We start from the raw sequence: 22,904 nt of genomic DNA, 5'->3' as shown, positions 1-22,904 counted from the left end.
TCCGTTGATAGATCAGTTGGCAAGATTGTGGCATTAAAACTGCTTCCACCAAGTATGCTCAGTGCAATAGATTTATTGCCTGATACCAAGACACCTGTGACTCTGTTTACGCGGCATTCTCTGCGTGAAGATGTCGCTGGTCAGGGACTGGCAGGTTATGATTTGCAGTTGACGCCGCAAGGACGTGATCTGGCGCAGGAATGGGGCGCTTATCTGGTCAATCAGACAGATCGGCATATCCAGCATTGTATATCGAGTCCGATTCAGCGCTGTGTAGATACCGCAGCATTGATGATCGAGGGGGCAGATGCAACGGATAAAGCACCGCATACCCATAAGATTGAAATCGTTGAACAGGGTTTGCTGGTTGAGCCAGGCAGCTTTGTACTGGATATTCAAAAAGCAGGGCCATATTTCAAAAAACAGGGGGCATTGGGCTTTATCAATAGCTTCGTCAATAATGCCTTGCCCGGAATGAAACATCCCATTAATGGCGTAGTGGATGTACTGGAATTAATTTACAACACTCATCCGAAAACGCTGTATGGACTCAGTCTGGCGGTCAGTCATGACACCATTCTGGCAGCTATGATTGCAGTGATGTCTGGGCATCAGGAAGTCAGTCGTGAAGACTGGCCGAAAATGATGGAAGGTCTGTTTGTCTGGTTTGAAGGCGATGTATTTGAGGAATCTAAACTAAAATGGATCTGGCGTGGCAAAGTGCATGAGCTGGATATTTCCCAATTTCAGAATGCCGAATTAAAGGTAAATAAATAATTCAAAGGCTCAATCATTTAGGTTGAGCTTTTTTACATTTATCGTATGAAAGTGAAATAGAGTAACGATGAAATATCACTATGCTGATATTTAAACCAATTTTGGAAGCATAGGAGTCATCATGAAAATAATCACAATTTTAAGTCTGGTCGTTATGCTGGGATTAACTGCCTGTCAGCGTGATACAGACAATGCGCAGCAAGATCAGACCACAACACCTCATTCTATGGATAAGGATGAATAATGTATTCTATTTTTATTTAAGTAAAAGATTTCTATAACTAGGATTGGAAAAAATTCTGGTATTCATCATTCTTTATTGTTGAATTGGTATTAAATTTCAGGCACAAAAAAAGCCCTAAAAGGGCTTCTTTTGATTTGCGATTAGTTAGAAGCTAATGCTTTAACTTGCGCGTTCAAACGGCTCTTATGACGAGCTGCTTTATTTTTATGGATGATACCTTTGTCAGCCATACGGTCGATTACTGGAACAGCTTTTTTGTAAGCTTCAGTAGCAACAGCATAGTCGCCAGCAGCAATAGCAGCTACTGTACGTTTAAGATATGTACGAACCATAGAACGCAAGCTTGCGTTGTGTTTGCGTGCTTTAACGTTTTGACGAGCACGTTTTTTTGCTTGAGCAGAGTTTGCCACTCGTGCACTCCTTGAAATAGATTGGTCTGGGCGGGCTGAAACTCAACTGAAAACCACATCAGAAGAACTATCACCAGCCCGTAAACAAGTGCCATATTTTGAGGAAACTATGGGCTTAAGTCAAGTCTTGACATGCTTTGACAACATTTTAGTTGCAGAAAAATTCTAAAGAAAACGTTAGATTAGTATCTAAGCAGGGAGATCGTACAAAAAATGACTAAAACCATTACATATCCTATCGTGATTGGCGCTACAGGCTTGGTCGGAAAGACTTTGGTACAACAGCTGGTAAATGAACCTAGTTGTAAGCGTATTAGCGTCATCGTGCGTAAACATCAACCAGAATTTGAACAGTGGCACAAGGTCAAGCAGGTGGTCGTTGAGGATTTCTTAATGCTCAATGATCAGGATGTCAGTGGCCATACTCATGCCTTTAGCTGTCTGGGTACCACGCTAAAGAAAGCCGGCTCCAAAGAAGCTTTTTATAATACCGATTACACCATCAACGCCCATTTTGCCGAACTGGTGCAGCAAACGGATGCTCATTATCTGTTGATTAGTGCGATGGGTGCCAATTCAAAATCCAGACTGTTCTATAACCGGGTAAAGGGTGAATTAGAGGATTATATCCAGACCTTGTCTCTGGAGCGTATCAGCTTGTTCCGACCCTCTTTGTTGATTGGTGAGCGAGATCATCAGCGTTTACTGGAAGACGCGGCACAGAACCTGTTTGACAAGTTTTCGCATTTCATCCCCGATTCTTTTAAATACAAGCCAGTGACAGCAGAGCAGGTGGCTCATACTATGGTATATGCAGCGCTGAATCAGACTGTGAAATTTGAAATTTATGATAATTTAGCCATACAAAAAATGAAATGAGGGTAAAAAATCGTGTCCAGCGTACCATTTGTAACTTGTGACCTGCTTGATGACAATCCGGATAAAAACTTGCAGGTGGTCACCCCATGCCTGGATGGCAAATTCTTTAGAAGCTATGGTGCACGTAAAAGCTTTGGCGGCCAGATTGTGACCGTAAAATGTTTTGAAGATAACTCTCGAGTAAAAGAGTTATTGGCGACAGATGGTACCGGCAAGGTTCTGGTTGTAGATGGTGGTGCTTCGATGCGTTGTGCATTGATGGGTGACCTGATTGCTGAGTCTGCGGTGAAAAACCACTGGAATGGTGTAATTATCTACGGCTGTGTCCGTGATGTCGATGCGATTGCTGAGCTTGATCTTGGTGTACATGCTTTAGCTTCTATTCCTCAAAAGAGCAACCGTAAGGGGATTGGTGAGGTAGATGTGCCGCTTTATTTTGGTGGCGTGACCTTTAAATCAGGCGAGTATGTCTATGCTGATAACAACGGCATTGTCCTGTCCAAAGAGCAACTGGTGGACTAATTCCGGTTATTGAAAATATACAAAAACAAGCTATACCGTGGAAGTCAGGCAGTTTAGATTGCTGCTTTCACGGTTTGAAAATAATAAAGAGGACAGACGATATGTTAGGCCATCAGATTAAAGTAGCACAGGCATTGGCATCCGCATTTCTGGAAGGTGGACGTGGTACGACCGGGACACCATTTCCGAATCAGCCTGAAAAGCCTCTCAAGCTTTATGAATATGAAGGATCACCATTTTGTCGTCGTGTTCGTGAGGTGATGACTTTACTGAACCTCGATTATGAAGTGTATCCGTGCCCACGAGGCGGTAAACGCTTTCGTCCCGAAGTGAAACAGCAAGGTGGCAAACTTCAGTTTCCATTTTTAGTAGATGAAAATACCGGAGATAAGCTATACGAATCTCAGGATATTATTCATCACCTGTTTAAGCATTATGGCAAGACAGGTAAGACTCCAGCCAAATATTCAAATTATCCAAAAGTGCCGGTTGCTGCCATTGCAGGTACGATGGTGAATGGTCTACGTGGTGGCATGGCTAAACCGTTGTCGAAGAATAGCCCTGCGCCTGAACAGCTTCTTGAGCTGTGGGGCTTTGAAGCCAGTCCATATACCCGTATTGTCCGTGGCGTATTGTCTGAACTGGAAATCCCTTACATCTATCATAATGTGGCAAAAGAACGTTGGCAGGATCAAGGTCTGGCAAAACTGCGTTTAAAACCGGGGAAATATGAACCTTTACCGGGTGGTAAGCGTGAACAGGTCTTAAAAGTAATGGGAGATAATATTCAGGTTCCTTATCTCGTTGACCCAAATACCAATACAAAAATGTTTGAGTCCAAAGATATTGTGGAGTATTTGAAGCAGCAATATGGTCCTGAGAAGAAAAGCAAAAAATAAACTGCTCCTAATATTTGGAAGATAAAAAATTGCCATCTGAAAATAGATGGCATTTTTATGGTTTATAAATTTAAATTTTCCAAGAACAAGAACTCTGCTTTCAAAATTATTCATACTTAGAGCTACTCACAATAAAGTTAAAAAAACTCATGATTTTTCTTCTTTTTTTGTTTATATTTTAATTTCAATGGGGTAATAAGAATAACGATAAGGGGTGTGCTTATGACAGCACAAGACGCCGTACTACCGGTACCTGTATTAATTGTTGAAGACGAATATGTCATTCAGTGCCGTTTAAAAAATATTTTGAAGGATCTGGGATATAGTGATGAGGTATTGCTGTTCGCCAATAATGTCAGGGAAGCCGAATATCTTCTGCAACAAGAACCGTTCTGTTTAGCACTGATTGATCTTGGACTGCCAGATGGAAATGGCATTTCCATTATTGAAAAAATACATGAGCTCGGTTCACAAACCTTAATACTAGTGGTATCTGCCTGGAGCACTCAGGATAGCTTGTTAAAAGCAATTAAGGCGGGGGCAACCGGTTATGTACTCAAGGAACGCGATGATACAGAAGTAAGTCTGGCAATTCGTAGTATTTTGCGTGGCGGTGCACCCATTGATCCTTTTATTGCACGGGAAATTCTCAAGCAGATTTCCAGTTCAGAGCCATCTTCCTCTTTGGAGCAGATCGTACTTGATCCTGAACAGGAAAGCTTGACTCAACGGGAAAAAGAAATTCTTTCATTGGTGGCACAGGGGCTCAGCAATCGTGAAATTGCTGATGAACTCTGCGTGTCACGTTATACCGTTGAAAGTCATATCAAGCATATTTACCGCAAACTCTCTGTTAGCAAGCGGACCAAAGCAGTCAGCACCGCCCGGCATTTAGGTATTCTTTAGTGCGAATGCTGTCTGTTAGCAAGATGTTTGGGCAAAGACTAAGGCTCTTCGCTCTATTAATGATAGGGAGCTGGCTGAGCCTATTCTCTTGCATCAGCTTGGCACAGAATAATTTTCAGATTAACGAGCTTTGTCAGGTGAACATTGAACAGCAACAAAAAGTTCAAGTCCCAAGTCATCTCGAAATTCCGGATGCGGGCTGGCAACCTGTGACATTACCGGATAACTGGAAAAATAACTGGCCGAAATATAATGGGGGTGCCTGGTATAAAATTCGCTGGGGTTGGTCTTGTCAGGACAATATACGTCTCGCTGAACCCATTGTTTTTGATATTGATTATCTGAACTCTGCTGGAGCTGTTTTCCTGAATGATGATCTGCTGTGGTCGGATCAAAACCTGCAAGAGCCTTTGTCTAAAAGCTGGAATGTACCACGTTACTGGATTTTGCCCATTGCGGGCTTGAAGCAGACAGACAATGAACTGCTGATTTATGTACGAGGCTATAGTTTCCAGGGTGCAGGGCTTGGCAGAATTGAATTTCACAACATCATGGCCAATGACCAGCATTACTCAAAAAAGATCTGGGATCGCCGTACGCTCTTTCAGATCAATATGATTCTATCCGGTACGATTGGAGTCATTAGCCTGATTATCTGGCTATTCCGACGTTCAGAAACCACTTTTGGCTGGCTGGCGTTGAGTTCATTATTGTGGATTCTGTTTATCTCCAATGTATTAACCACAGAGAATTTTCCTTTTCCCTCCAGTATATGGGCCGGTAAAGCCAATCTGATTTTCTTTATCCTCTATATGCACTGTTTTTGTCTGTATCTAATTCGGTTCTTGAAGCAGAAATTTCAGCGTTTGGAGCGGGGACTTATCGGGGTGACTGCTTTATTCAGTCTATTCATCATAGCCAGTTCTTTAGATCATTTAGAAGCAGTGCTCAGTGTTGCTTTTGTCTGCTATGTGCTGCTTTATATTAGTTGTGTCATCTATGTTAGCTACTGGGCAATTAAAACTCGAAATGGCGAATATCTGTTTCTGATGCTTTGTCTGTGGGGAATTTTGCTGTGTGTCATTATAGATCTGATCATTCTGGGTCAAACGGCGGTTAGTGAATTCTCACCTTTATCACCTTATACATCACCGATTATTATCCTGTTTGTCGTGCTAATTATGGGGACACGACTGAATCGTAATATTAAAAAAATCGAAAAATTTAATACGCAGTTAGAATTAAAAGTACGGCAAGTCAGTGCAGATCTAAATAAAAGCCTGAGTGATCAGCATAAGCTGGAACTGGATAATGTGCGTTTGCAGGAACGGATTAATCTGTCACATGAACTGCATGATGGACTAGGTGGCTCGATTGTGCGTTCCATGATTCTGGTGGATCAAAGTACCGAAAACATTTCCAATCGACAGTTTTTATCTATGCTGAAGCTGCTTAGGGATGACCTGCGTCAAATCATCGATAGCGGTTCTTCTATTGACAATAAAGTGCCTGAAACGCCAGTGATCTGGATTGCGCCAGTACGTTACCGATTTACTCAATTGCTGGAAGAAATGGATATCGCCGTAGAATGGTCATTTCCTAAAGTCTGGCAGCGTGAACCTACGGCTTTACAATGTCTGACCCTGATCCGTGTGGTAGAAGAAAGCTTGACCAATATTATCAAGCATAGTCAGGCCACAAAAGTGAGTGTGAGTATGGAATATACACAACCACATCAACTGACTTTAAAAATTCAGGACAATGGTATCGGTTTTAATCCGGAGATGGTGCAGAAAAATGGCATGAGCATTGGTATGCGCAGTATGAAAATGCGTATTGAACGCATGGGTGGAATGCTGGATATTCAGTCTGCGAAAGGCGATACTTGCGTACACGTGGTGATGGAACTCTATCAGCCTTAATCATCTCAAAATTATACATACATAAAAAAGAAGGATCATATGATCCTCTTTTTTTATAGACTTAAAATGACCGAGATATAAAAACTTACTCTTCTTCAGCCGGTGGCACTAGCATCAGTACAGAATCATTCAATAGCTCAGCAACATCCTCCAGTATATCTTCGTCAGCGAAATCTTCATCCAATAAGACACGCGCACCATCAGCAATCTGCTTCAGTTTTGAAGTAAATGCTTCAGAAATACAGATTCCCTCACCATTGGCCCAGAATAAGGTTTCACCATCTTCTTCTGTATAGAGTAAGCGTGAAGCGGGTTCAAGCATCAGGCTATAGCCCTGATCAAGTGCTTCTTCCAGATCACCTGTACCAATTTCTTCAGCTTCCGGAATATTCTCTTCATATTTTGGTTCTGACATCAGGCTCATGATGGCATCTTCAAGCACATTGGAGTTATGCAACTGCTCCATGATTTTGCCTTTCAGATATTCAAGTTCATTGCCTGTGACTTCACCCGCAGCACTGATATGATCGCGAATGATGTCAGTCAATGGATTGCGTAAGACTTCATTTTCCGAAAATTTATCGCCTAAACGGTCCATCATGTCACTGACATTTGGCATACGGAAACCAAAAGAGAAAGTCAGACAGTCATCTTCTGCTACGCCGTAATGAGACAGACCGGGTGGAATATACAGCAAATCACCGGGTGCAAGAACTTCATCAAAATGCACATCCATTTCTGGCAATAATTTTAATGGCTGCCCCGGTACAAGTTCGGTCTCGGCATCACACATTTGCCCCAGTTGCCAGCGGCGATGACCATAGCCTTGAACCAGAAAAACATCATAAAAGTCGAAATGTTGACCGACTGAACCGCCTTGAGGTGCATAAGACACCATGATGTCATCACGACGCCATTGAGGGATAAAGGCAAACTTTTTCCAGAGTTCAGACAGGTCGAAAGAATAGTGATCCACAGCCTGAACCAGTAAAGTCCAAAGCTTAGGCATCTTCTGGAAGTCAGCTTTTAATAAAGGAGATGTCTTGACCGACCACTGATTTGGATCACGATCTTTCTGCTTGATCAGACGTGCAGTGACATTTTCTTCAAGTGCCAGCTCCATGACATCATCAGGTTCTAGCAGGCCTGCGATTTCAGGCATGGCATTACGCACCAGCAGCGGTTTTTTCTGCCAGTATTCGGCAAGGAATTGTTCAGCGGTAATACCGCCTAAAACGTCTAAAGGTAGGGACATAAATAAAGCCTAAAATAAAGGAGATTAAGGAACTAAAATCTTTAGCTCACGCAGAATATTGCATAGCTGAATCATCGGCATACCCATCAGGGTAGTTTGATCCTGACCGATCATGGTTTCAAACAGACTAATCCCAAGGCTTTCACATTTAAAACTACCGGCACAATGCAGGGGCTGTTCGATCTCTACATAGCGCTCAATTTCCGCTTGAGACAGTTTGCGGAATTTGACTTTGTAATGTTCTACCAGCGTACGTTCAAAACCGGTAGATTTCTGCTGAACGCTGAGCGCCGTACTGAAATACACAATCTTGTCCGAATTGGCCTGCAGCTGGCGAATGGCCTTTTCTATTGTTAAAGGCTTACCCATAAAGATATCTGGTGCGCCTTCACGCCAGGCTACCTGATCAGAACCGATCACAATTGCATCAGGATGTTGCTCAGCGACATGACGAGATTTTTCAAAAGCCAGGCGTTTGGCTAATTCATCCGCATGATTTTCACCTTGGGGTGATTCATCTATGTCCGGGACGACCGATACGTAATCAAGACGTAGACGGTTCATCAGTTCTTTACGGGTCTGGCTTGAAGAAGCCAAGATGATTTTTGCGGTATTCATTAGACAGCGTATTCTTCTAAAATATGGAGAGGAACATAAGCAAGGACAGCTTTGTGACAGGCTTGCAGCTTGATCGGTGGCGCTTGTCCAGCTTCATAAGCTTCTACCCAGCGTGTCACGCAGATACACCAGAAATCACCAGGTTGCAGTCCAGGAAATCCCAGTTCTGGTAATGGTGTAATCAGGTCATTGCCCAATTTCTGGGAAAAATTCAGAAATTCAGAGGTCATCTGTGCACAGACAGTGTGCTGTCCCAGATCGGTAGGTGCGGTATGGCAAAAGCCATTACGGAAATACCCAGTAATGGGATCAAAACAACAGCTTGCCAAAGGCTCGCCTAGAACATTGAGACGGTTAAGATTAGGATCAGGATGTATCGACATAGGTACTGAATCTGGAAGAAGCTTTTTTCTATCATAACAAAACTTTGGCATTCATAATGTTTTCTGCAAAAGATGCTAACCTTTTTCTGCATAATCATTTAAAATCGCCTCGTTTTTAATATCTATAAAGAGAGCTCTACAATGAACTTTCAGCGTATGACTGACCTTGACCTGACGGGTAAACGTGTTCTGATCCGTGAAGATTTAAATGTACCGGTTAAAAATGGTGTAATCACTAGCGATGCGCGTCTACGTGCTGCATTACCAACAATTAAAGCTGCAGTAGAAAAGGGCGCGGCTGTCATGGTGTATTCACACCTTGGTCGTCCAGTTGAAGGTGAGCCGAAGGCTGAACAGTCTCTTGCACCTGTAGCAGCTTATCTGACTGAAGCATTGGGTCAGGAAGTAAAACTTTTCACAGACTATCTAGATGGTGTTGAAGTTCAGCCGGGTCAAGTGGTTTTACTGGAAAACTGCCGTTTCAACGTAGGGGAAAAGAAAAACAATCCTGAACTTGCAGCAAAATATGCAGCCCTTTGTGACGTATTCGTGATGGATGCGTTCGGTACTGCACACCGTGCAGAAGCATCAACTGAAGGTGTCGCTCGTTTAGCTAAAGTAGCAGCAGCAGGTCCTTTATTGGCGGCTGAACTGGATGCATTGGGCCGTGCATTGAAAACACCTGAAAAACCAATGGTTGCGATCGTTGCGGGTTCTAAAGTTTCTACCAAGCTTGATGTTTTGACTTCATTGTCTGACATCTGTGATCAATTGATTGTTGGTGGTGGTATCGCAAATACGTTCCTTGCAGCTGCTGGTTACAATGTAGGTAAATCACTATGTGAAAATGACCTGATCGATACAGCGAAAGCCATTGCCGCAAAAGTTTCAGTTCCACTTCCTACTGATGTTGTGGTTGCTGATGCATCTGAAATCAACTTTGATGACTTCCTGGGTTCATTAGCTGCGGCTAAAGCGACTGTGAAGAAAGTTGAAGACGTTGCTGACAATGACATGATCCTTGACGTTGGTCCAGAAACTGCAAAAGCATTTGCTGAAATCCTGAAAACGTCTAAAACAATTCTTTGGAATGGTCCAGTCGGCGTATTCGAAGTAGATCAGTTCGGTGAAGGTACTAAAGCATTGTCTTTAGCGATTGCGGAATCTGAAGGTTTCTCGATTGCAGGTGGTGGCGATACTTTAGCTGCGATCGATAAATACGAAGTTGCTGACAAAATTGGCTATATCTCTACAGGTGGCGGTGCATTTCTTGAATTCGTTGAAGGCAAAACACTTCCTGCAGTTGCGGTATTGTTAGAGCGTGCTTAATCGCATGTCCTAATGTAAAAAGCTGGCTTGATGCCAGCTTTTTTTATTTTTATAGCTTATTTATTCCAGATCTGTTCATCAATGATTCATTAAAGTGCAATAAAGCTGTCATAAGATGCAGACAATAGAGTATGAAGATGAGATCTTTAGATGAAACAGCACCTCACTTTAGCTGCATTGCTGGCAGCATCTTTTATGTTTACTGCCTGTACCCCACAGAAAAATACACCGGCAGATGACCTAGAAAATACAACAGTGGTAAATGAAGAGACTATTAGTCCGGAGCAACAAGCCGCAATTGATGCGATTGATAAACCGGTTCTGGATGAAAAAAATACAGATGTTCCGGCTGAAATTGCCAATGCACCTGCAGATGCCGCGACTGTAGATGAATCTGTATCAGTTGCTTCCGAGCCTATGACACCATAACTCAGACTATGCAAGTAAAAATCACTGCTTTTGCAGGGATTTTTTATAAAATATTGTATTTTTTGGCTGTATTGCAATAGTTGAACATGTAGAATATGGCCCATTACCTGGGAGGATATTATGGCTCTTATTTCGATGCGCCAGCTCTTGGATCACGCCGGCGAACATGCTTACGGCGTACCAGCGTTTAACGTAAACAACTTAGAACAAATGCGCGCAATCATGCTCGCAGCAGATGCAACGAATTCACCTGTAATCGTGCAGGCATCTGCAGGTGCTCGCAAATATGCAGGTGCACCATTCTTACGTCACCTTATCTTGGCTGCAGTTGAAGAATGGCCACATATTCCAGTGGTAATGCACCAAGATCATGGTACTAGCCCTGACGTATGTCAACGTTCAATCCAGTTAGGCTTTACTTCAGTCATGATGGACGGTTCACTGGGTGAAGATGGTAAAACACCAACTTCATACGAATACAACGTTGATGTGACTCGCCGTACTGTACAAATGGCACATGCATGCGGCGTTTCAGTAGAAGGTGAGATCGGCTGTCTGGGTAGCCTTGAAACAGGTATGGCAGGCGAAGAAGATGGTGTAGGCGCTGAAGGCGTACTTGATCATTCTCAACTGCTAACTTCAGTTGAAGAAGCTCGTCAATTCGTTGCAGATACCAATGTTGACGCATTAGCCATTGCAGTGGGTACTTCACACGGTGCGTACAAGTTTACTCGTCCACCTACAGGCGATATTCTTGCAATTGACCGCATTAAAGAAATTCATGAAGCTCTGCCAAATACTCACCTTGTAATGCATGGTTCTAGCTCTGTGCCGCAAGAATGGCTGGCTGTGATTAATCAGTATGGCGGCGACATCAAAGAAACTTATGGTGTTCCTGTTGAGCAACTGGTTGAAGCGATCAAACACGGTGTTCGTAAAATCAACATCGATACTGACTTGCGTTTAGCTTCTACAGGTGCAATGCGCCGTATGATGGCTGAAAAACCAAGCGAATTCGATCCACGTAAATTCTTCAGCGCAACTGTAGATGCAATGAAGCAAATCTGTATCGACCGTTACGAAGCATTTGGTACTGCAGGCAATGCAGACAAGATTCGTCCAATCTCTTTAGAGAAAATGGTTGAGCGTTATAAATAATTCCTTGTGAATAATTTATAAGAAGAGCCCACAGCGAATGTGGGCTTTTTTATATATATAAATAAAGATGAAGAATAAGAGCAGCATATGGAACTGATTTTTATTGCCGCATTATGTAGTGTTGCAGTCTCGATACTCTTAAAAATTGCTAAAAATAGAGGCTTGAGCCCCATCCACATGATTAGCTGGAATTATGTTACAGCCAGCGTATTGTGTTTTTTCTGGTTCAAGCCAGACATCCAGCATATTTCCATGAGTCAGACTCCATGGCTACTGATTCTGGCGCTTGGCGTTTTATTGCCGAGCGTATTTCTATTTCTGGCCAAGTCATTACAGACAGCAGGAATCTTAAAAACTGAAATTGCCCAGCGATTATCAGTCGTATTATCACTGGCCGCTGCTTATTTCATTTTTCAGGAACAATTTAACCAGCTCAAGATGCTGGGTATTGTCTTAGGCATAAGTTCCGTGCTGTGCATTCTATTCTCACACCGTCAGGCATCAGAAAGCTCCAAGCAGGGGATGTTTTTTCTGGGCCTGGTGTGGTTTGGTTATGCACTGATTGATGTCTTGTTGAAATATACCACCAGCCTTGGTCTACAATTTGCTGTGGCACTGAACTTGATGTTTATCTGCGCCATGATTCTGTCGATGATCTATCTGCTGCTGCAATATCGTCATCTGGGTTCTGGCAAAGATATTGGTTTCGGTCTGTTATTGGGTGCATTGAACTTTGCCAATATCGCTTTTTACGTCAAAGCCCACATGATGCTCAAAGATACGCCAGCGATTGTATTTGCGGGCATGAATATTCTGGTGGTGATTTTTGGTGTGATTGCAGGTTTGCTCATCTTTAAAGAACGACTCAAACCTGCAAGTACGATCGGGCTGATTCTAGGCGTGATTAGTGTTGTTTGCCTAGCATATGCAATGTCTGTTTAACATAGGAAGATGCAAATTCAAGTGGATAACGTAACAGGTCTTCTTTTTCAGCCCGTCCAAGCAATAAGCCTGCCTGTTTGCAGTCCGGACAATGCGGATAACGATGCTGGGCATTAGCATAGTGATGTAAATAGATCTTATCGCAGTGTTTGCATTCAAATTTTAAAGAGCTGGATGGTAAAACAGACATGGGTACCTCTAATTGTTATTCTAGTTGGATGTTTGGATAATAAAGCAAAAATTAGGCCCGAATTGACAAGAAAAGGGGCACTAGACCCCTTTTATAACATAAAATGCTTACAGTTTGGTGAAAATATCTTCAGCTTGCAGACGAGATTTAGGCAATTTGGCATTGAAATCATTTTCACTGCGATAACCTAAAGTAAGCAATACAGAAGGAATCAGGCCCTGTTCAGCTAACTGTAATTCCTCACTCAGAATGTCTTCATCAAAACCACCAATCGGTGTGGCATCAATACCTTCACTTCCTGCAGCCAGTAAGATCTGTCCTAGTGCAATAAAGGTTTGGTTTTCTGCCCAGCGCTGAATATCACCTTTTTCATTACGATAATAATGTACATAACCGGTACGGGTATTCTTTTGACCTTCTTTGGCGCTTTCATCTTTAAAACGACCACTCAGATCATCACGATTTAACAGGTTGTCCAGATGTAATTCGTCAATATCGGCTTTGGTACAAAATAAAATGGTATGTGAAGAGTCTAGCACTTTGGGTGCATTGTAGGCATAAGTTCCAATTAGTGCTTTGGCAATACGCTGTTTAGCGGCATCATTGTCAGCAATAAAAAAATGCCAGGGCTGAATGTTAATCGAAGATGGCGTCAGGCGTAAGATTTCTAATAAACGTTCAAATTGTTCTGCTGGAACCTTCTTGTTAGGGTCATAAGCTTTAGTGGTATAACGGGTTTGAGCGATCTTAAGTAAATCCATTGATGGACTCCAATCTTTTGATAAGGCGTTTAGAAATATGCTTTAGGCATCTAGATTTTTCTGATCAAAAGATTATTACAATAAAAACATCATCGGCAAAGTCTATATTTATATAATCTTGAGTGAAATTTTATGAAAAACTAAGAGTTAAATCAGATAAAAAGCGAGCTTTTGTATATTGGCAGTTTCTGGTAACAGGAGTTTAATAAGAACTTCAGGCAATAGCATGCAAGATAGGTGGGCCGATGCAATATACCAATTACTTTAAACGTAAATTAAAGACGCAGCAGCAAATTGGCTTATGGGTCGGACTAGCTGATGCGTATGGGACAGAAATTGCGGCAAATGCAGGCTATGACTGGCTCTTGATTGATGGCGAGCATGCCCCAAGCGACTTGAGAACGACGCTCTCTCAATTACAGAGTATCGCTGCTTATCCATCTCAAGCTGTAGTACGCCCACCAATTGGCAGTGTACAATTGATCAAGCAGTTACTCGATATTGGCGCACAGACCTTATTGATTCCTATGGTAGAAACTGTGGAGCAGGCCGAATTAATGGTCAAAGCAGTCCGCTATCCCCCAGAAGGAATTCGTGGCGTGGGCGCTGCACTGGCACGTGCGACTCGCTGGAACAGTATCCCGAATTATTACCAGACTGCTCATGAAAATATCTGTTTGTTAATTCAGATTGAATCGGTGACAGGTCTGGAAAATCTGGATGAAATCCTCAAGATTGAGGGGATTGATGGTGTATTTATTGGAGCGGTAGATCTTTCAGCGACTATGGGCTATCAGGGGAATCCGAACCAACCTGAAGTACAAAAAGCAGTAGTAGACGCTATTCAGCGGATTCGTGCATCAGGTAAGGCTGCTGGAATTTTATCGACTCAGCATGAAGCTACTCAGAAATATCTGGCGCTTGGAACTGAGTTCGTTGCAGTAGGTGTTGATACCAGTGTTCTGATGAATTCGCTTCGTGAACTTTTGGTAAAATATAAACCTGATGCTGAAGTCATCAAGTCAGAAGGCGGTTATTGATTATAAAAATATCAGAGAGTCGTAAATTGTGGTTTCTCAATATTGATTACTTATATAGAAGATATTTTATAAAAGCTCTGATTTGTCAGAGCTTTTTTATTTACTTTAGCTATAGTAGTTTAAAAAATAAGATGGGTGGGATTGTAAAATGAAACCAGAAGAAATTGATGTATTTTTTGAGCAGCAAAAACAGATCCATGAGCAAAAAAACAACAACGTTATCATTTAGGGCAACGTATCTTATTCGTCTTTAATGCTGACTTATACATTGCTTAGTGGATATCTGGCAGTTTTAAACTTTCTTGATTCAGGTGATTTGATCTCTGGCTTTAGTATCATGATGTTGATCGGTTTGTTTTATATGTTGAAATACTTCTTTACTGGACATTCAGATAGGCGAAAAAGCATCTGAAAAATACTACTCTTGACATATGTCATTACAATGTAATTTTGCTATTTGGTCAAAAAAGAGTTATAAGATAATTACTTTAAAGCGAATACTGTTTTCGCTGGTTTATTTTTAGCTGATTGTGATACACGAAAGACAGGTTTTCCTGTTAAAAAAACTCTAGCAAACCCAGAAATAAGATTTATTTTTAGTCTATAGCTCTCCTTGTTTAATCACAAAAAGCTCATATTATGAGTGAATATTTTGAAAAATTTAAATACATGGTCTATTGCGACCGCCATTAATGGTTGTGAAATTCAAGTCAAAGTTGTACCAATGCAACGTCAGCAAAATACCATCAATGGTATGATTATGGTCAATGTGGGCAAGATGATTGAACTTGAAAATGGTGAACAATATCCATTTAATCTGGATGGTAAAAGTTTCTATACTGGTTTTAACCAGTTATACCGTTTAAGTTAAATAAAATATAAAAAGCAACTGCTCGCAGTTGCTTTTTTTATGGGTAATACCAGATTTTTAGCTGAATGTTATGAATATCAATATCCGAGCTGCCCAGCTCTAAAATCTCAGCATAATCAGCTTTCCAATCTCCTAAAACAATTCTTTTTTTACCATTTACATCATGTATTGCAGCGCGATGAGTATGTCCATGAATCAGCACATCTGCTTCTTTGAGTGCTGCTTCTACCGCAGATGGGTTTACATCCATAACTTCATAGCTTTTCAATTGCTGTGCTTCATGGCTTTTCTTGCGGAAACCATTAGCGATTCTGGCACGGAAACTTAAAGGCATTTTTCTTAAAAAGCCTAAAATCCAGGCATGACGGATGACTTTTCTGAAACGTTGATAGGACACATCATCGGTACAGAGTGCATCGCCATGTTCAATCCGGTATCGTGTAGAACCAATATTTAAACTGGTCATTTCAGGTAAAAGCTGTCCGGAAAATTGATCCAGAAAATCTTGGCCTAAGGCAAAGTCACGGTTACCGATGAGAAAATAGATCTGATTGCCGGCTTGATTAAACTGTTTTAAAGCACTGATAATTTCATCCAGCCAGGGTGCAGTGTAGTCATCTCCAATCCAGGCATTGAACCAGTCGCCCAAAATATATAGTTGGGTATTTTTATGCTGATAAGCTGCCAATAAATCTAAAAACCCCCGAACGAGTCGAGGGTGATCAGGTGACAAATGTAAATCTGAGATAAACAGATAGGTCACGAATCTTTTCCTTATTTTTGAATCTCCCTAAATCCCTCTTTGATAAAGAGGGAGTTTTCCTCCCTTTCTTGCGCTTCGTTTTAAAAGCAGTGCTTTAAAACTTACTCAGGGAAGAGAAAAACCATCTTTAAAAATGGTGGTTCCCTCCTTTATTAAAGGAGGGTTAGGGAGGATTTAAAATTACTCAGAAATGATTTTTGCAGATTCGATCACAACGTTCTCTAGAGGAACGTCGGCGTGGTAACCACGGTTGCCAGTGCGAACGCCTTTAATTGCATCAACAACGTCCATGCCTTCAACCACTTTACCAAATACAGCATAACCCCAACCTTGTGCAGTTTTGCCAGTATGGTTAAGGAAAGAGTTGTTTTTCACGTTAATGAAGAACTGAGCAGAAGCAGAGTGAGGTGCTTGAGTACGTGCCATTGCAATGGTACCTACATCGTTGCTTAAACCGTTGTCAGCTTCGTTTTCAATCGCATCACGCGTTGCTTTTTCTTTGAAGTTTTCATCCATGCCGCCGCCTTGGATCATGAAACCATCAATAACGCGGTGGAAAATTACGCCGTCATAAAAACCGTCACGTACATATTGCAAGAAGTTAGCTACTGTTTTAGGTGCTTTTTCAGCGTTTAATTCAAGAACAATACGACCTTTATTGGTGTTTAATTCGACTTGAGGAAAACTCATTGTGTAATCTCCTAATCATGGACTAATGCCATGGTTTTTTCTGAATGAAGGAAGCATAAGCAAACTACAATCGACAAGGCAAGCAAAAACATAATTTTCTTGTTAAAAACATAAAAATCGTATCTTATTTATGCATTGATTTACAAAGTCATTTCTTCTAGATCATGCGTCTTCATAAAGCTTGTCTGACCCTAAGAGCATGCACTGATCTGCTGGCTCAGTCAAAAGCGGATATTTTACGATTTGGTAAGCTATTGTATTTTCCAATTTGAAAATGAACGAATTGAAATCAAATACCTAAGTTAACGGTTGAGAGATCATTCACCTATAGTTAAACTAAAGAACCTTTATTTAGTGAATACAGTTAGACCGCGTGAGCTACTGCATATTCATTAATCCCTTTTTAACTTTAGAAGTGAATGATTAATCATGAAGCCAAATGATGTTGTGACGTCTCTGCCCGACAACCCGACCCAAAATAAGAATGCAGTCGATTCAGCGCAGCAGCAGGAACAACAACCAGGCTTAGACTTTGTACGTCAGGTGATTACTGACGATCTAGCAGCTGGTCGTACCCAGCAAGTGGTCACCCGTTTCCCGCCTGAACCAAATGGTTATTTGCATATTGGTCATGTTAAAGCGATCTGCCTGAACTTCGGTATTGCTGAAGAATTTGGTGGCCTGTGCAATCTGCGTTTTGATGATACCAACCCGGATGCAGAAGAGCAGGAATATGTGGATGGTATTGCCAATGATGTGAAATGGCTGGGCTTCCAGTGGAATGGTGAACCCCGCTATGCATCAAGCTATTTTGATCAGTTATATGCATGGGCAATTCAACTGATTGAACAGGGCGATGCCTATGTGGATCTGCAAACTCCGGAAGAGATCAAGCTGAACCGTGGTAACTTCGTAGAGCCAGGTAAAAACTCGCCACAACGCGATGCGACTGTGGAAGAAAACCTTGAGCGTTTCGAGAAAATGCGCACTGGTGAATATGCTGAAGGCGAAGCGGTATTGCGTGCCAAGATAGATATGAACTCGCCAAATGTGCATATGCGTGATCCAATCCTGTATCGTATTCTGCATTCTGCACATCACCAGACTGGCGATAAATGGAAAATTTATCCAATGTACGACTATGCGCATCCATTATCGGATGCGATTGAAGGCATTACGCATTCACTATGTACACTGGAATTCCAAGATCACCGTCCATTCTATGACTGGGTGGTGGAAAAAGTTAAATCGCCATCAGTTCCACGTCAGTATGAATCTAGCCGTCTGAATGTTGATTACACCATCACTTCTAAACGTAAGCTGCGCAAGCTGGTTGAAGGCGGTTATGTTAACGGGTGGGATGATCCACGTATGCCGACTGTTGTAGGCATGCGCCGTCGCGGTTTCACGCCTGAAGGTCTGCGTGATTTCTGTAAGCGTGTAGGTGTATCTAAAGTCGATGGCAGTATCGTTGATGTAGCAATGCTTGAATATTGCATCCGTCAATCTTTAGAAAATACCGCAGCTCGCGGTATGGCAGTATTGAATCCACTGAAAGTGACTTTAACCAATCTGCCAGCGGATATGGATCTGACTCATTCACGTCATCCAAACGTGGATATGGGCGAACGTATTATTCCGCTCACTTCAGAAATCTATATCGACCGTAAAGACTTTGAAGAAGAGCCACCTAAAGGCTTCAAACGTCTGATTCCAGGCGGTGAAGTGCGTCTGCGTCATGCTTATGTCATCAAATGTGATGAAGTAATTAAAGATGCGAACGGTGAAGTGGTTGAACTGAAATGCTCAATCGATCCTGAAACTTTAGGTAAAAATCCTGAAGGCCGTAAAGTAAAAGGTGTGGTTCACTGGGTATCTGCAACCAAGGGTGTTCCTGCCGAAGTTCGCATTTACGATCGTCTGTTCACTGAATCAGATCCTGAAACTGGGGATGACTTCCTGGCGAATCTGAACCCTGAATCATTGAGAGTGGTAGAAGCGGTTATTGAGCCTGCATTGGCTCAGGCAAAACCGGAAGATCGTTTCCAGTTTGAACGTGAAGGTTATTTCGTAGCGGATCAATATGATCATACCAGTGACAAACCAGTATTCAACCGTATCCTGGATTTGAAAGACAGCTTTAAACCTGGCAAATAATTTAAGCTAAATCCCTAAAAAGCCCGACTCCGGTTGGGCTTTTTCAATCGTGGCAGGAAAGAATGAATGATTGTTCGTGATAAAAGTAATAGCTTTAGTCTGCTGTTTGCATGGCATGGCACAATTTTGCCTAAAGTTCTGCCTGCCTTGGGGCTGGTAATTTTTCTTTCAGGCTTCCTGGTCTATCTGCGTCAGGCGCATTTTTTTAGCTTTCCTGCAGTGCCGGCCATAGGCTTTACCATCTTCGGGGTGATTCTGTCGATTTTTCTCAGCTTTCGTAACACCGCCTGTTATGACCGTTGGTGGGAAGGGCGCAAGCTGTGGGGAGCGCTGATTGCTACGACACGTCATTTATGTCGTGATACTTACGTCCTTGATGATCAGTCACGTGAAATCTTGCTGTATCGTATGATGCTGTTTACTCACTTATTACGTGACCGTTTAAGACAGCAACAGCAAAGTATTCAGCATTACCAGGCGCACACTGGTTTTGATGCTGCTGCATTTGAACAATTGTCCACGCATATCAATGCATCACAATGGGTACTGGAACAAATCCAGAAAGATTTGGTTCTGCTCTATAAACAAGGCAAGATTACAGACATTATTTATAACAATCTGAATCAGCATACAGTGGCTTTAGGCGATATACAGGCGGGTTGTGACCGGATCCTGTCGACGCCGTTACCATTTTCCTATTCGGTGCTGTTGCATCGTGCTGTTTATTCTTTCTGTTTTATCCTGCCATTTAGTCTGGAAGCCAGTCTTGGTTTATGGACTCCGATTCTAGTCGGCCTGATTGCCTATATGCTGTTAGGGTTAGATGAACTGAGTGCGGAACTGGAAGAGCCTTTTGGATTTCAGGATAATGATCTGCCTTTAGACTCTATTGTAAGATTGATCGAACGTGAAACCCTGAGTTCTTTAGGACAAGAATTACCTGAAGCGATTAAAGCTAAAAAAGCTTATTTAACTTAGGTTTAAACTGATTTTATTGAAAAGCTAATCATTAAATAAATTAAATGAAAATCATCTTATTTTTAAATTATTTTTGAGTGGCTGGCTTAAAAATTTTAAAAGCAAGAAACTATGACCCTAGCGATGTTTTAAATGATTGCCAAGATCTGGGCTATTGTTTTTAACCTGCTCATGTAGCTCACGATATTGCTCTAAACGTTGTTTGGCCTTGTCACGTAGCTTTTTCTTGATATAGAGAGCTAGAGCGAAACAGGTGGTCGTCAAGGTCAGGAAAAGGCTATTCATAAAGCTCATCATGGAGCTGATATAACCGATCGTCGTCAGGCGATTCATCATCTGAATAACTTGCGGGCTGCTTTCTACGCCAGTGATTGCCCAGGTACAGAGATGCTCACAATTATTAATAATCAGGTGATAGTTATTTTCATGCATTCTGGAACGCATACGGCGAACCACTTTACGGCCTTTATATTTTGCTGAAGCATAATACTGGATCTGAATCGGTTTGCCATTGCTGAATTTCTCAATTGAGGTGATTTCAATTGGATGCTTCTTAAATAAATGTGCAAAACCAGAATAGTGGATGACACGACCACGCCCGGCATAAATCCCGTGATGAGTATAACCGAAATGTTTAACCATAAGATGCGCACCTATGGGAAACCGTTTAGTTCGCTGCATGTAAAGATTAAGCCATTTAATAACAAGTGTATTTTAAACAGCAAGTGTACTGTTTTTTTGTGAATTAATCGATGTTTTAGGGTTCAATTCTATCCAGAATTCGTTGTCTAGACAGTCATCTTTAAATTTTTCGAACTTTATAAATGCTGTATGTGAACTGATTGAGGCAGATCTTAAACTATAATGTCTAAATAGCCTAAGCAAATATGAAAAGTCATTTATCTGCATATTTGAAAAGAAATAAAGATATAGACACTTAGGTTTAGATAGAAGGAGTAGGTTCCACCTGATTAAAAGCAAAGAAGGGTAGGCAAAAATCCAAATGATAGATATAAAAAAAGCATTTGCGTATGCAAATGCTTTTTATCAAGACCTAAGCTGCTTATTGCAGCGGCAGGTGCTGAAGTTCATTGAGTTCTTTACGGCTATAACCGCGAGAAGCTAGAACTTTTTTGATTCCGATAATGATATCTTCATCAGTTGCTTTAGACAGTGCTTCAAGGAGCTGTTCATTTGTCTTGCAAGAGCAATCATTTTCAACACAAGCAATCTGGTTCTTGTGTTCATTTTGTTGTTCATCTGAAAACAACTTCTGCCAGAAACTCATAGAGCCTTCATACACAACCTAACATAGGGTGAAATATATCCAATTTAATAAATAAAGCAATAGGACCTATGTGATAAAAGCAGCAGTCAGTATTTCAAATTTTCGATTGCAGAAGACATTTTGAACGATATTATTTGATTGAAACAAGATAATTCATGCATAAGTTACTAATTTTATGTATAAAAATGGAGCTAACAAAAGCTCCATTTATGTAACAAAAAAATAAATTGAAACAATATTTTTAGCGTTTTTCCAGCAGTACGCCTGACTCTACATGGTGGGTATAAGGGAACTGGTCGAACAGGGCAAACTTGGTAATTTTATGGGTTTGGGACAATTGTTTCAGATTGTCGTGTAATGTGTCCGGATTGCAAGAAATGTAGATGATTCGTTCAAAGCGCTGTAGCAGTTTCAGTGTTTCATCATCGATCCCTGCACGTGGGGGATCGACGAATACCGTATCGAAGTCATAAGTTGACAGGTCAATATTGGCTTCTTGCAGACGGCGGAAAGTACGTTCACCATTAAAAGCTTGCGTAAATTCTTCAGCAGATAGACGTGCTACCTGAATATTGTCGATACCGTTCTGTTCGATATTCCATTCAGCTGCATAGACAGATGACTTGGCCAATTCAGTCGCCAATGCACGACGGAAGCGGGTGGAGAGTGGCAGGGTAAAGTTACCATTGCCACAATACAGCTCTAAGAGATCTTTATCAGATTGCTGCGCGGCATTACATGCCCATTCCAGCATTTTCTGGCAGACTTGCGCATTCGGCTGGGTGAAGCTGCTTTCGATCTGTTTGTACTGATATTTACGGTCAAATACACTGAGTTCTTCTACGACAAACTCATCGCTCAAGACAAATTTCTGGCCACGGCTACGACCAATCAGCTTGATCTTCAATTTTTCAGCCAGTGCTTTAGCTGCAGGTTCCCAGCTTTCATCCAGCTTGCGGTGATAGATCAGGGAAACCAGTACTTCACCTTTTAGTGTTGCCAGGAAATGCACTTCAAATAGGCGGTGGCCCAGAGTTGCATCGGCTTTGAAGGCTTCTAGCAATTGCGGCATTAAGTCATTAATACTGCGGTCAGCCACAGGGAACTCATCAATACGGATCACTTTCTTGTTATTGTTCTGATCACGTTCAAACATGGCATAGAACAGGTCATCTTCAGTATGCCAGATCCGGAATTCAGCACGCATGCGATAGTACTGTTCAGGCGACTCAAATACTTCAAGGGCAGGTGGTTGATATTCGGCAAATTGCGCGCTAATGCGTTCAACTTTGGCATCCAGTTGTTGCTGATAAGATGAGGTCATATGCAGTAAAAAATCGCAAATATTTTGAAAGCCAAGATGGTAGCAAAAATTTGCTGTTCTGCCTAAGGCTATTCAGGGAAACAGGCTTGAAAAGCTGTTAAAAAAGGCCAAATCTTCAAAGGGGAGAGATTTGGCCATAAGAGGAAAGGGATTAAAATAATTTAAGTAC

Annotated in this window: 26 protein-coding genes; 15 read left to right on the top strand and 11 right to left on the bottom strand. The window is 41.7% G+C overall.

Going from position 1 to position 22,904, the window contains the following annotated elements; genetic code table 11:
• Positions 1-27 precede the first annotated feature (27 nt).
• Both FTV18_RS04860 and FTV18_RS15680 read left to right on the top strand, forming a co-directional pair.
• Entirely contained in the window at positions 28-777 is a 750-nt protein-coding gene (locus FTV18_RS04860; RefSeq protein WP_179992317.1) for a histidine phosphatase family protein, read from the top strand.
• Positions 778-898: 121 nt separating this feature from the next.
• Positions 899-1,021 carry a hypothetical protein gene (locus FTV18_RS15680; protein ID WP_004786141.1) on the top strand — a complete coding sequence of 41 codons (123 nt, stop codon included), beginning with the start codon at positions 899-901 and terminating at the stop codon, positions 1,019-1,021.
• A 140-nt stretch (positions 1,022-1,161) separates the two neighbouring features.
• On the opposite strand, the gene rpsT is transcribed toward FTV18_RS15680, so the two are convergent.
• Positions 1,162-1,431 (bottom strand): 30S ribosomal protein S20, encoded by a 270-nt coding sequence (gene rpsT / locus FTV18_RS04855; RefSeq protein WP_004786139.1) that lies wholly within the window; start codon positions 1,429-1,431, stop codon positions 1,162-1,164.
• Between the two features lie 213 nt (positions 1,432-1,644).
• On the opposite strand from rpsT, the gene FTV18_RS04850 reads away from it, so the two are divergent.
• The 5 genes from FTV18_RS04850 to FTV18_RS04830 all read left to right on the top strand — a co-directional run bounded on the left by FTV18_RS04850 (position 1,645) and on the right by FTV18_RS04830 (position 6,559).
• Positions 1,645-2,310, top strand: a complete 666-nt coding sequence (locus tag FTV18_RS04850) for an NAD-dependent epimerase/dehydratase family protein (protein ID WP_034702612.1) — start codon at positions 1,645-1,647, stop codon at positions 2,308-2,310.
• A 12-nt stretch (positions 2,311-2,322) separates the two neighbouring features.
• Positions 2,323-2,832, top strand: a complete 510-nt coding sequence (rraA, locus tag FTV18_RS04845; protein ID WP_125278329.1) for a ribonuclease E activity regulator RraA — start codon at positions 2,323-2,325, stop codon at positions 2,830-2,832.
• Between the two features lie 101 nt (positions 2,833-2,933).
• Complete coding sequence (locus FTV18_RS04840; protein WP_034702605.1) at positions 2,934-3,731, top strand: glutathione S-transferase N-terminal domain-containing protein; 798 nt, start codon at positions 2,934-2,936, stop codon at positions 3,729-3,731.
• A gap of 222 nt (positions 3,732-3,953) precedes the next feature.
• Positions 3,954-4,637 (top strand): response regulator transcription factor, encoded by a 684-nt coding sequence (locus FTV18_RS04835; RefSeq protein ID WP_034702603.1) that lies wholly within the window; start codon positions 3,954-3,956, stop codon positions 4,635-4,637.
• Between the two features lie 59 nt (positions 4,638-4,696).
• The gene (locus tag FTV18_RS04830; protein ID WP_180017675.1) at positions 4,697-6,559 is read left to right on the top strand and encodes an ATP-binding protein; all 1,863 of its coding nucleotides are present in this window, start codon (positions 4,697-4,699) and stop codon (positions 6,557-6,559) included.
• A gap of 85 nt (positions 6,560-6,644) precedes the next feature.
• Here the strand turns inward: FTV18_RS04830 and FTV18_RS04825 are convergent, their stop codons facing one another.
• From FTV18_RS04825 to FTV18_RS04815, 3 genes are read right to left on the bottom strand one after another with little or no spacing between them, the layout of a single operon-like run.
• A complete protein-coding gene (locus tag FTV18_RS04825; RefSeq protein WP_180017679.1) occupies positions 6,645-7,814 on the bottom strand; it encodes a cupin domain-containing protein in 1,170 nt (389 codons plus the stop codon).
• A 24-nt stretch (positions 7,815-7,838) separates the two neighbouring features.
• The gene (locus FTV18_RS04820; RefSeq protein ID WP_180017681.1) at positions 7,839-8,432 is read right to left on the bottom strand and encodes a nucleoside triphosphate pyrophosphatase; all 594 of its coding nucleotides are present in this window, start codon (positions 8,430-8,432) and stop codon (positions 7,839-7,841) included.
• Positions 8,432-8,815, bottom strand: a complete 384-nt coding sequence (locus FTV18_RS04815) for a DUF2237 family protein (protein ID WP_180017683.1) — start codon at positions 8,813-8,815, stop codon at positions 8,432-8,434. Before FTV18_RS04815 ends, FTV18_RS04820 begins: the two co-directional genes overlap by 1 nt.
• 141 nt (positions 8,816-8,956) lie before the next feature.
• On the opposite strand from FTV18_RS04815, the gene FTV18_RS04810 reads away from it, so the two are divergent.
• The 4 genes from FTV18_RS04810 (at position 8,957) to FTV18_RS04795 (ending at position 12,673) form a co-directional block, all read left to right on the top strand.
• Positions 8,957-10,144: a phosphoglycerate kinase gene (locus FTV18_RS04810; protein ID WP_034702596.1), complete on the top strand. Its 1,188-nt coding sequence runs from the start codon at positions 8,957-8,959 to the stop codon at positions 10,142-10,144.
• A gap of 150 nt (positions 10,145-10,294) precedes the next feature.
• Positions 10,295-10,573, top strand: a complete 279-nt coding sequence (locus tag FTV18_RS04805) for a hypothetical protein (RefSeq protein ID WP_180017685.1) — start codon at positions 10,295-10,297, stop codon at positions 10,571-10,573.
• A 120-nt stretch (positions 10,574-10,693) separates the two neighbouring features.
• Complete coding sequence (fba, locus tag FTV18_RS04800) at positions 10,694-11,731, top strand: class II fructose-bisphosphate aldolase (RefSeq protein WP_104426189.1); 1,038 nt, start codon at positions 10,694-10,696, stop codon at positions 11,729-11,731.
• An 87-nt stretch (positions 11,732-11,818) separates the two neighbouring features.
• Entirely contained in the window at positions 11,819-12,673 is an 855-nt protein-coding gene (locus FTV18_RS04795; RefSeq protein ID WP_180017687.1) for a DMT family transporter, read from the top strand.
• On the opposite strand, the gene FTV18_RS04790 is transcribed toward FTV18_RS04795, so the two are convergent.
• A complete protein-coding gene (locus FTV18_RS04790; protein ID WP_004786112.1) occupies positions 12,636-12,863 on the bottom strand; it encodes a hypothetical protein in 228 nt (75 codons plus the stop codon). The genes FTV18_RS04795 and FTV18_RS04790 overlap by 38 nt on opposite strands.
• A gap of 107 nt (positions 12,864-12,970) precedes the next feature.
• Positions 12,971-13,624 (bottom strand): oxygen-insensitive NAD(P)H nitroreductase, encoded by a 654-nt coding sequence (gene nfsB / locus FTV18_RS04785; protein ID WP_180017689.1) that lies wholly within the window; start codon positions 13,622-13,624, stop codon positions 12,971-12,973.
• Positions 13,625-13,869: 245 nt separating this feature from the next.
• Here nfsB and hpaI point away from each other — a divergent pair, with 245 nt between their 5' ends.
• Positions 13,870-14,664, top strand: coding sequence for a 4-hydroxy-2-oxoheptanedioate aldolase (hpaI, locus tag FTV18_RS04780; protein ID WP_180017691.1), 795 nt, complete (start codon positions 13,870-13,872; stop codon positions 14,662-14,664).
• A 652-nt stretch (positions 14,665-15,316) separates the two neighbouring features.
• Complete coding sequence (locus FTV18_RS04775) at positions 15,317-15,535, top strand: hypothetical protein (protein ID WP_004786100.1); 219 nt, start codon at positions 15,317-15,319, stop codon at positions 15,533-15,535.
• Positions 15,536-15,572: 37 nt separating this feature from the next.
• Here the strand turns inward: FTV18_RS04775 and FTV18_RS04770 are convergent, their stop codons facing one another.
• Positions 15,573-16,298 (bottom strand): UDP-2,3-diacylglucosamine diphosphatase, encoded by a 726-nt coding sequence (locus FTV18_RS04770; RefSeq protein ID WP_180017693.1) that lies wholly within the window; start codon positions 16,296-16,298, stop codon positions 15,573-15,575.
• 180 nt (positions 16,299-16,478) lie between these two features.
• The gene (locus tag FTV18_RS04765) at positions 16,479-16,988 is read right to left on the bottom strand and encodes a peptidylprolyl isomerase (RefSeq protein WP_004786097.1); all 510 of its coding nucleotides are present in this window, start codon (positions 16,986-16,988) and stop codon (positions 16,479-16,481) included.
• A 429-nt stretch (positions 16,989-17,417) separates the two neighbouring features.
• On the opposite strand from FTV18_RS04765, the gene FTV18_RS04760 reads away from it, so the two are divergent.
• Both FTV18_RS04760 and FTV18_RS04755 read left to right on the top strand, forming a co-directional pair.
• The gene (locus tag FTV18_RS04760) at positions 17,418-19,145 is read left to right on the top strand and encodes a glutamine--tRNA ligase/YqeY domain fusion protein (protein ID WP_180017695.1); all 1,728 of its coding nucleotides are present in this window, start codon (positions 17,418-17,420) and stop codon (positions 19,143-19,145) included.
• A gap of 66 nt (positions 19,146-19,211) precedes the next feature.
• Positions 19,212-20,123, top strand: a complete 912-nt coding sequence (locus FTV18_RS04755; protein ID WP_180017697.1) for a bestrophin family protein — start codon at positions 19,212-19,214, stop codon at positions 20,121-20,123.
• Positions 20,124-20,240: 117 nt separating this feature from the next.
• On the opposite strand, the gene FTV18_RS04750 is transcribed toward FTV18_RS04755, so the two are convergent.
• The 3 genes from FTV18_RS04750 to trmA all read right to left on the bottom strand — a co-directional run bounded on the left by FTV18_RS04750 (position 20,241) and on the right by trmA (position 22,735).
• A complete protein-coding gene (locus FTV18_RS04750) occupies positions 20,241-20,804 on the bottom strand; it encodes a lecithin retinol acyltransferase family protein (RefSeq protein ID WP_125278319.1) in 564 nt (187 codons plus the stop codon).
• A 382-nt stretch (positions 20,805-21,186) separates the two neighbouring features.
• Positions 21,187-21,411, bottom strand: coding sequence for a hypothetical protein (locus tag FTV18_RS04745; RefSeq protein ID WP_004786091.1), 225 nt, complete (start codon positions 21,409-21,411; stop codon positions 21,187-21,189).
• A 241-nt stretch (positions 21,412-21,652) separates the two neighbouring features.
• Positions 21,653-22,735: a tRNA (uridine(54)-C5)-methyltransferase TrmA gene (trmA, locus tag FTV18_RS04740; protein ID WP_180017699.1), complete on the bottom strand. Its 1,083-nt coding sequence runs from the start codon at positions 22,733-22,735 to the stop codon at positions 21,653-21,655.
• Positions 22,736-22,904: the final 169 nt, after the last annotated feature.

Source organism: Acinetobacter sp. YH12241 (assembly GCF_013417535.1).
GTDB lineage: Bacteria > Pseudomonadota > Gammaproteobacteria > Pseudomonadales > Moraxellaceae > Acinetobacter.
Note: the sequence above shows the minus strand (reverse complement) of the source record. Positions and strands in the feature narration are given on the sequence as shown.

Bases quoted from the DNA above. Each gene is read 5' to 3' on its own strand.
- FTV18_RS15680 (WP_004786141.1), top strand. From the start codon at position 899: ATGAAAATAATCACAATTTTAAGTCTGGTCGTTATGCTGGGATTAACT.
- FTV18_RS04850 (WP_034702612.1), top strand. From the start codon at position 1,645: ATGACTAAAACCATTACATATCCTATCGTGATTGGCGCTACAGGCTTG.
- FTV18_RS04840 (WP_034702605.1), top strand. From the start codon at position 2,934: ATGTTAGGCCATCAGATTAAAGTAGCACAGGCATTGGCATCCGCATTT.
- FTV18_RS04835 (WP_034702603.1), top strand. From the start codon at position 3,954: ATGACAGCACAAGACGCCGTACTACCGGTACCTGTATTAATTGTTGAA.
- FTV18_RS04830 (WP_180017675.1), top strand. From the start codon at position 4,697: ATGATAGGGAGCTGGCTGAGCCTATTCTCTTGCATCAGCTTGGCACAG.
- FTV18_RS04825 (WP_180017679.1), bottom strand. From the start codon at position 7,814: ATGTCCCTACCTTTAGACGTTTTAGGCGGTATTACCGCTGAACAATTC.
- FTV18_RS04820 (WP_180017681.1), bottom strand. From the start codon at position 8,432: ATGAATACCGCAAAAATCATCTTGGCTTCTTCAAGCCAGACCCGTAAA.
- FTV18_RS04815 (WP_180017683.1), bottom strand. From the start codon at position 8,815: ATGTCGATACATCCTGATCCTAATCTTAACCGTCTCAATGTTCTAGGC.
- FTV18_RS04810 (WP_034702596.1), top strand. From the start codon at position 8,957: ATGAACTTTCAGCGTATGACTGACCTTGACCTGACGGGTAAACGTGTT.
- FTV18_RS04805 (WP_180017685.1), top strand. From the start codon at position 10,295: ATGAAACAGCACCTCACTTTAGCTGCATTGCTGGCAGCATCTTTTATG.
- fba (WP_104426189.1), top strand. From the start codon at position 10,694: ATGGCTCTTATTTCGATGCGCCAGCTCTTGGATCACGCCGGCGAACAT.
- FTV18_RS04795 (WP_180017687.1), top strand. From the start codon at position 11,819: ATGGAACTGATTTTTATTGCCGCATTATGTAGTGTTGCAGTCTCGATA.
- FTV18_RS04790 (WP_004786112.1), bottom strand. From the start codon at position 12,863: ATGTCTGTTTTACCATCCAGCTCTTTAAAATTTGAATGCAAACACTGC.
- nfsB (WP_180017689.1), bottom strand. From the start codon at position 13,624: ATGGATTTACTTAAGATCGCTCAAACCCGTTATACCACTAAAGCTTAT.
- hpaI (WP_180017691.1), top strand. From the start codon at position 13,870: ATGCAATATACCAATTACTTTAAACGTAAATTAAAGACGCAGCAGCAA.
- FTV18_RS04765 (WP_004786097.1), bottom strand. From the start codon at position 16,988: ATGAGTTTTCCTCAAGTCGAATTAAACACCAATAAAGGTCGTATTGTT.
- FTV18_RS04760 (WP_180017695.1), top strand. From the start codon at position 17,418: ATGAAGCCAAATGATGTTGTGACGTCTCTGCCCGACAACCCGACCCAA.
- FTV18_RS04755 (WP_180017697.1), top strand. From the start codon at position 19,212: ATGATTGTTCGTGATAAAAGTAATAGCTTTAGTCTGCTGTTTGCATGG.
- FTV18_RS04750 (WP_125278319.1), bottom strand. From the start codon at position 20,804: ATGCAGCGAACTAAACGGTTTCCCATAGGTGCGCATCTTATGGTTAAA.
- FTV18_RS04745 (WP_004786091.1), bottom strand. From the start codon at position 21,411: ATGAGTTTCTGGCAGAAGTTGTTTTCAGATGAACAACAAAATGAACAC.
- trmA (WP_180017699.1), bottom strand. From the start codon at position 22,735: ATGACCTCATCTTATCAGCAACAACTGGATGCCAAAGTTGAACGCATT.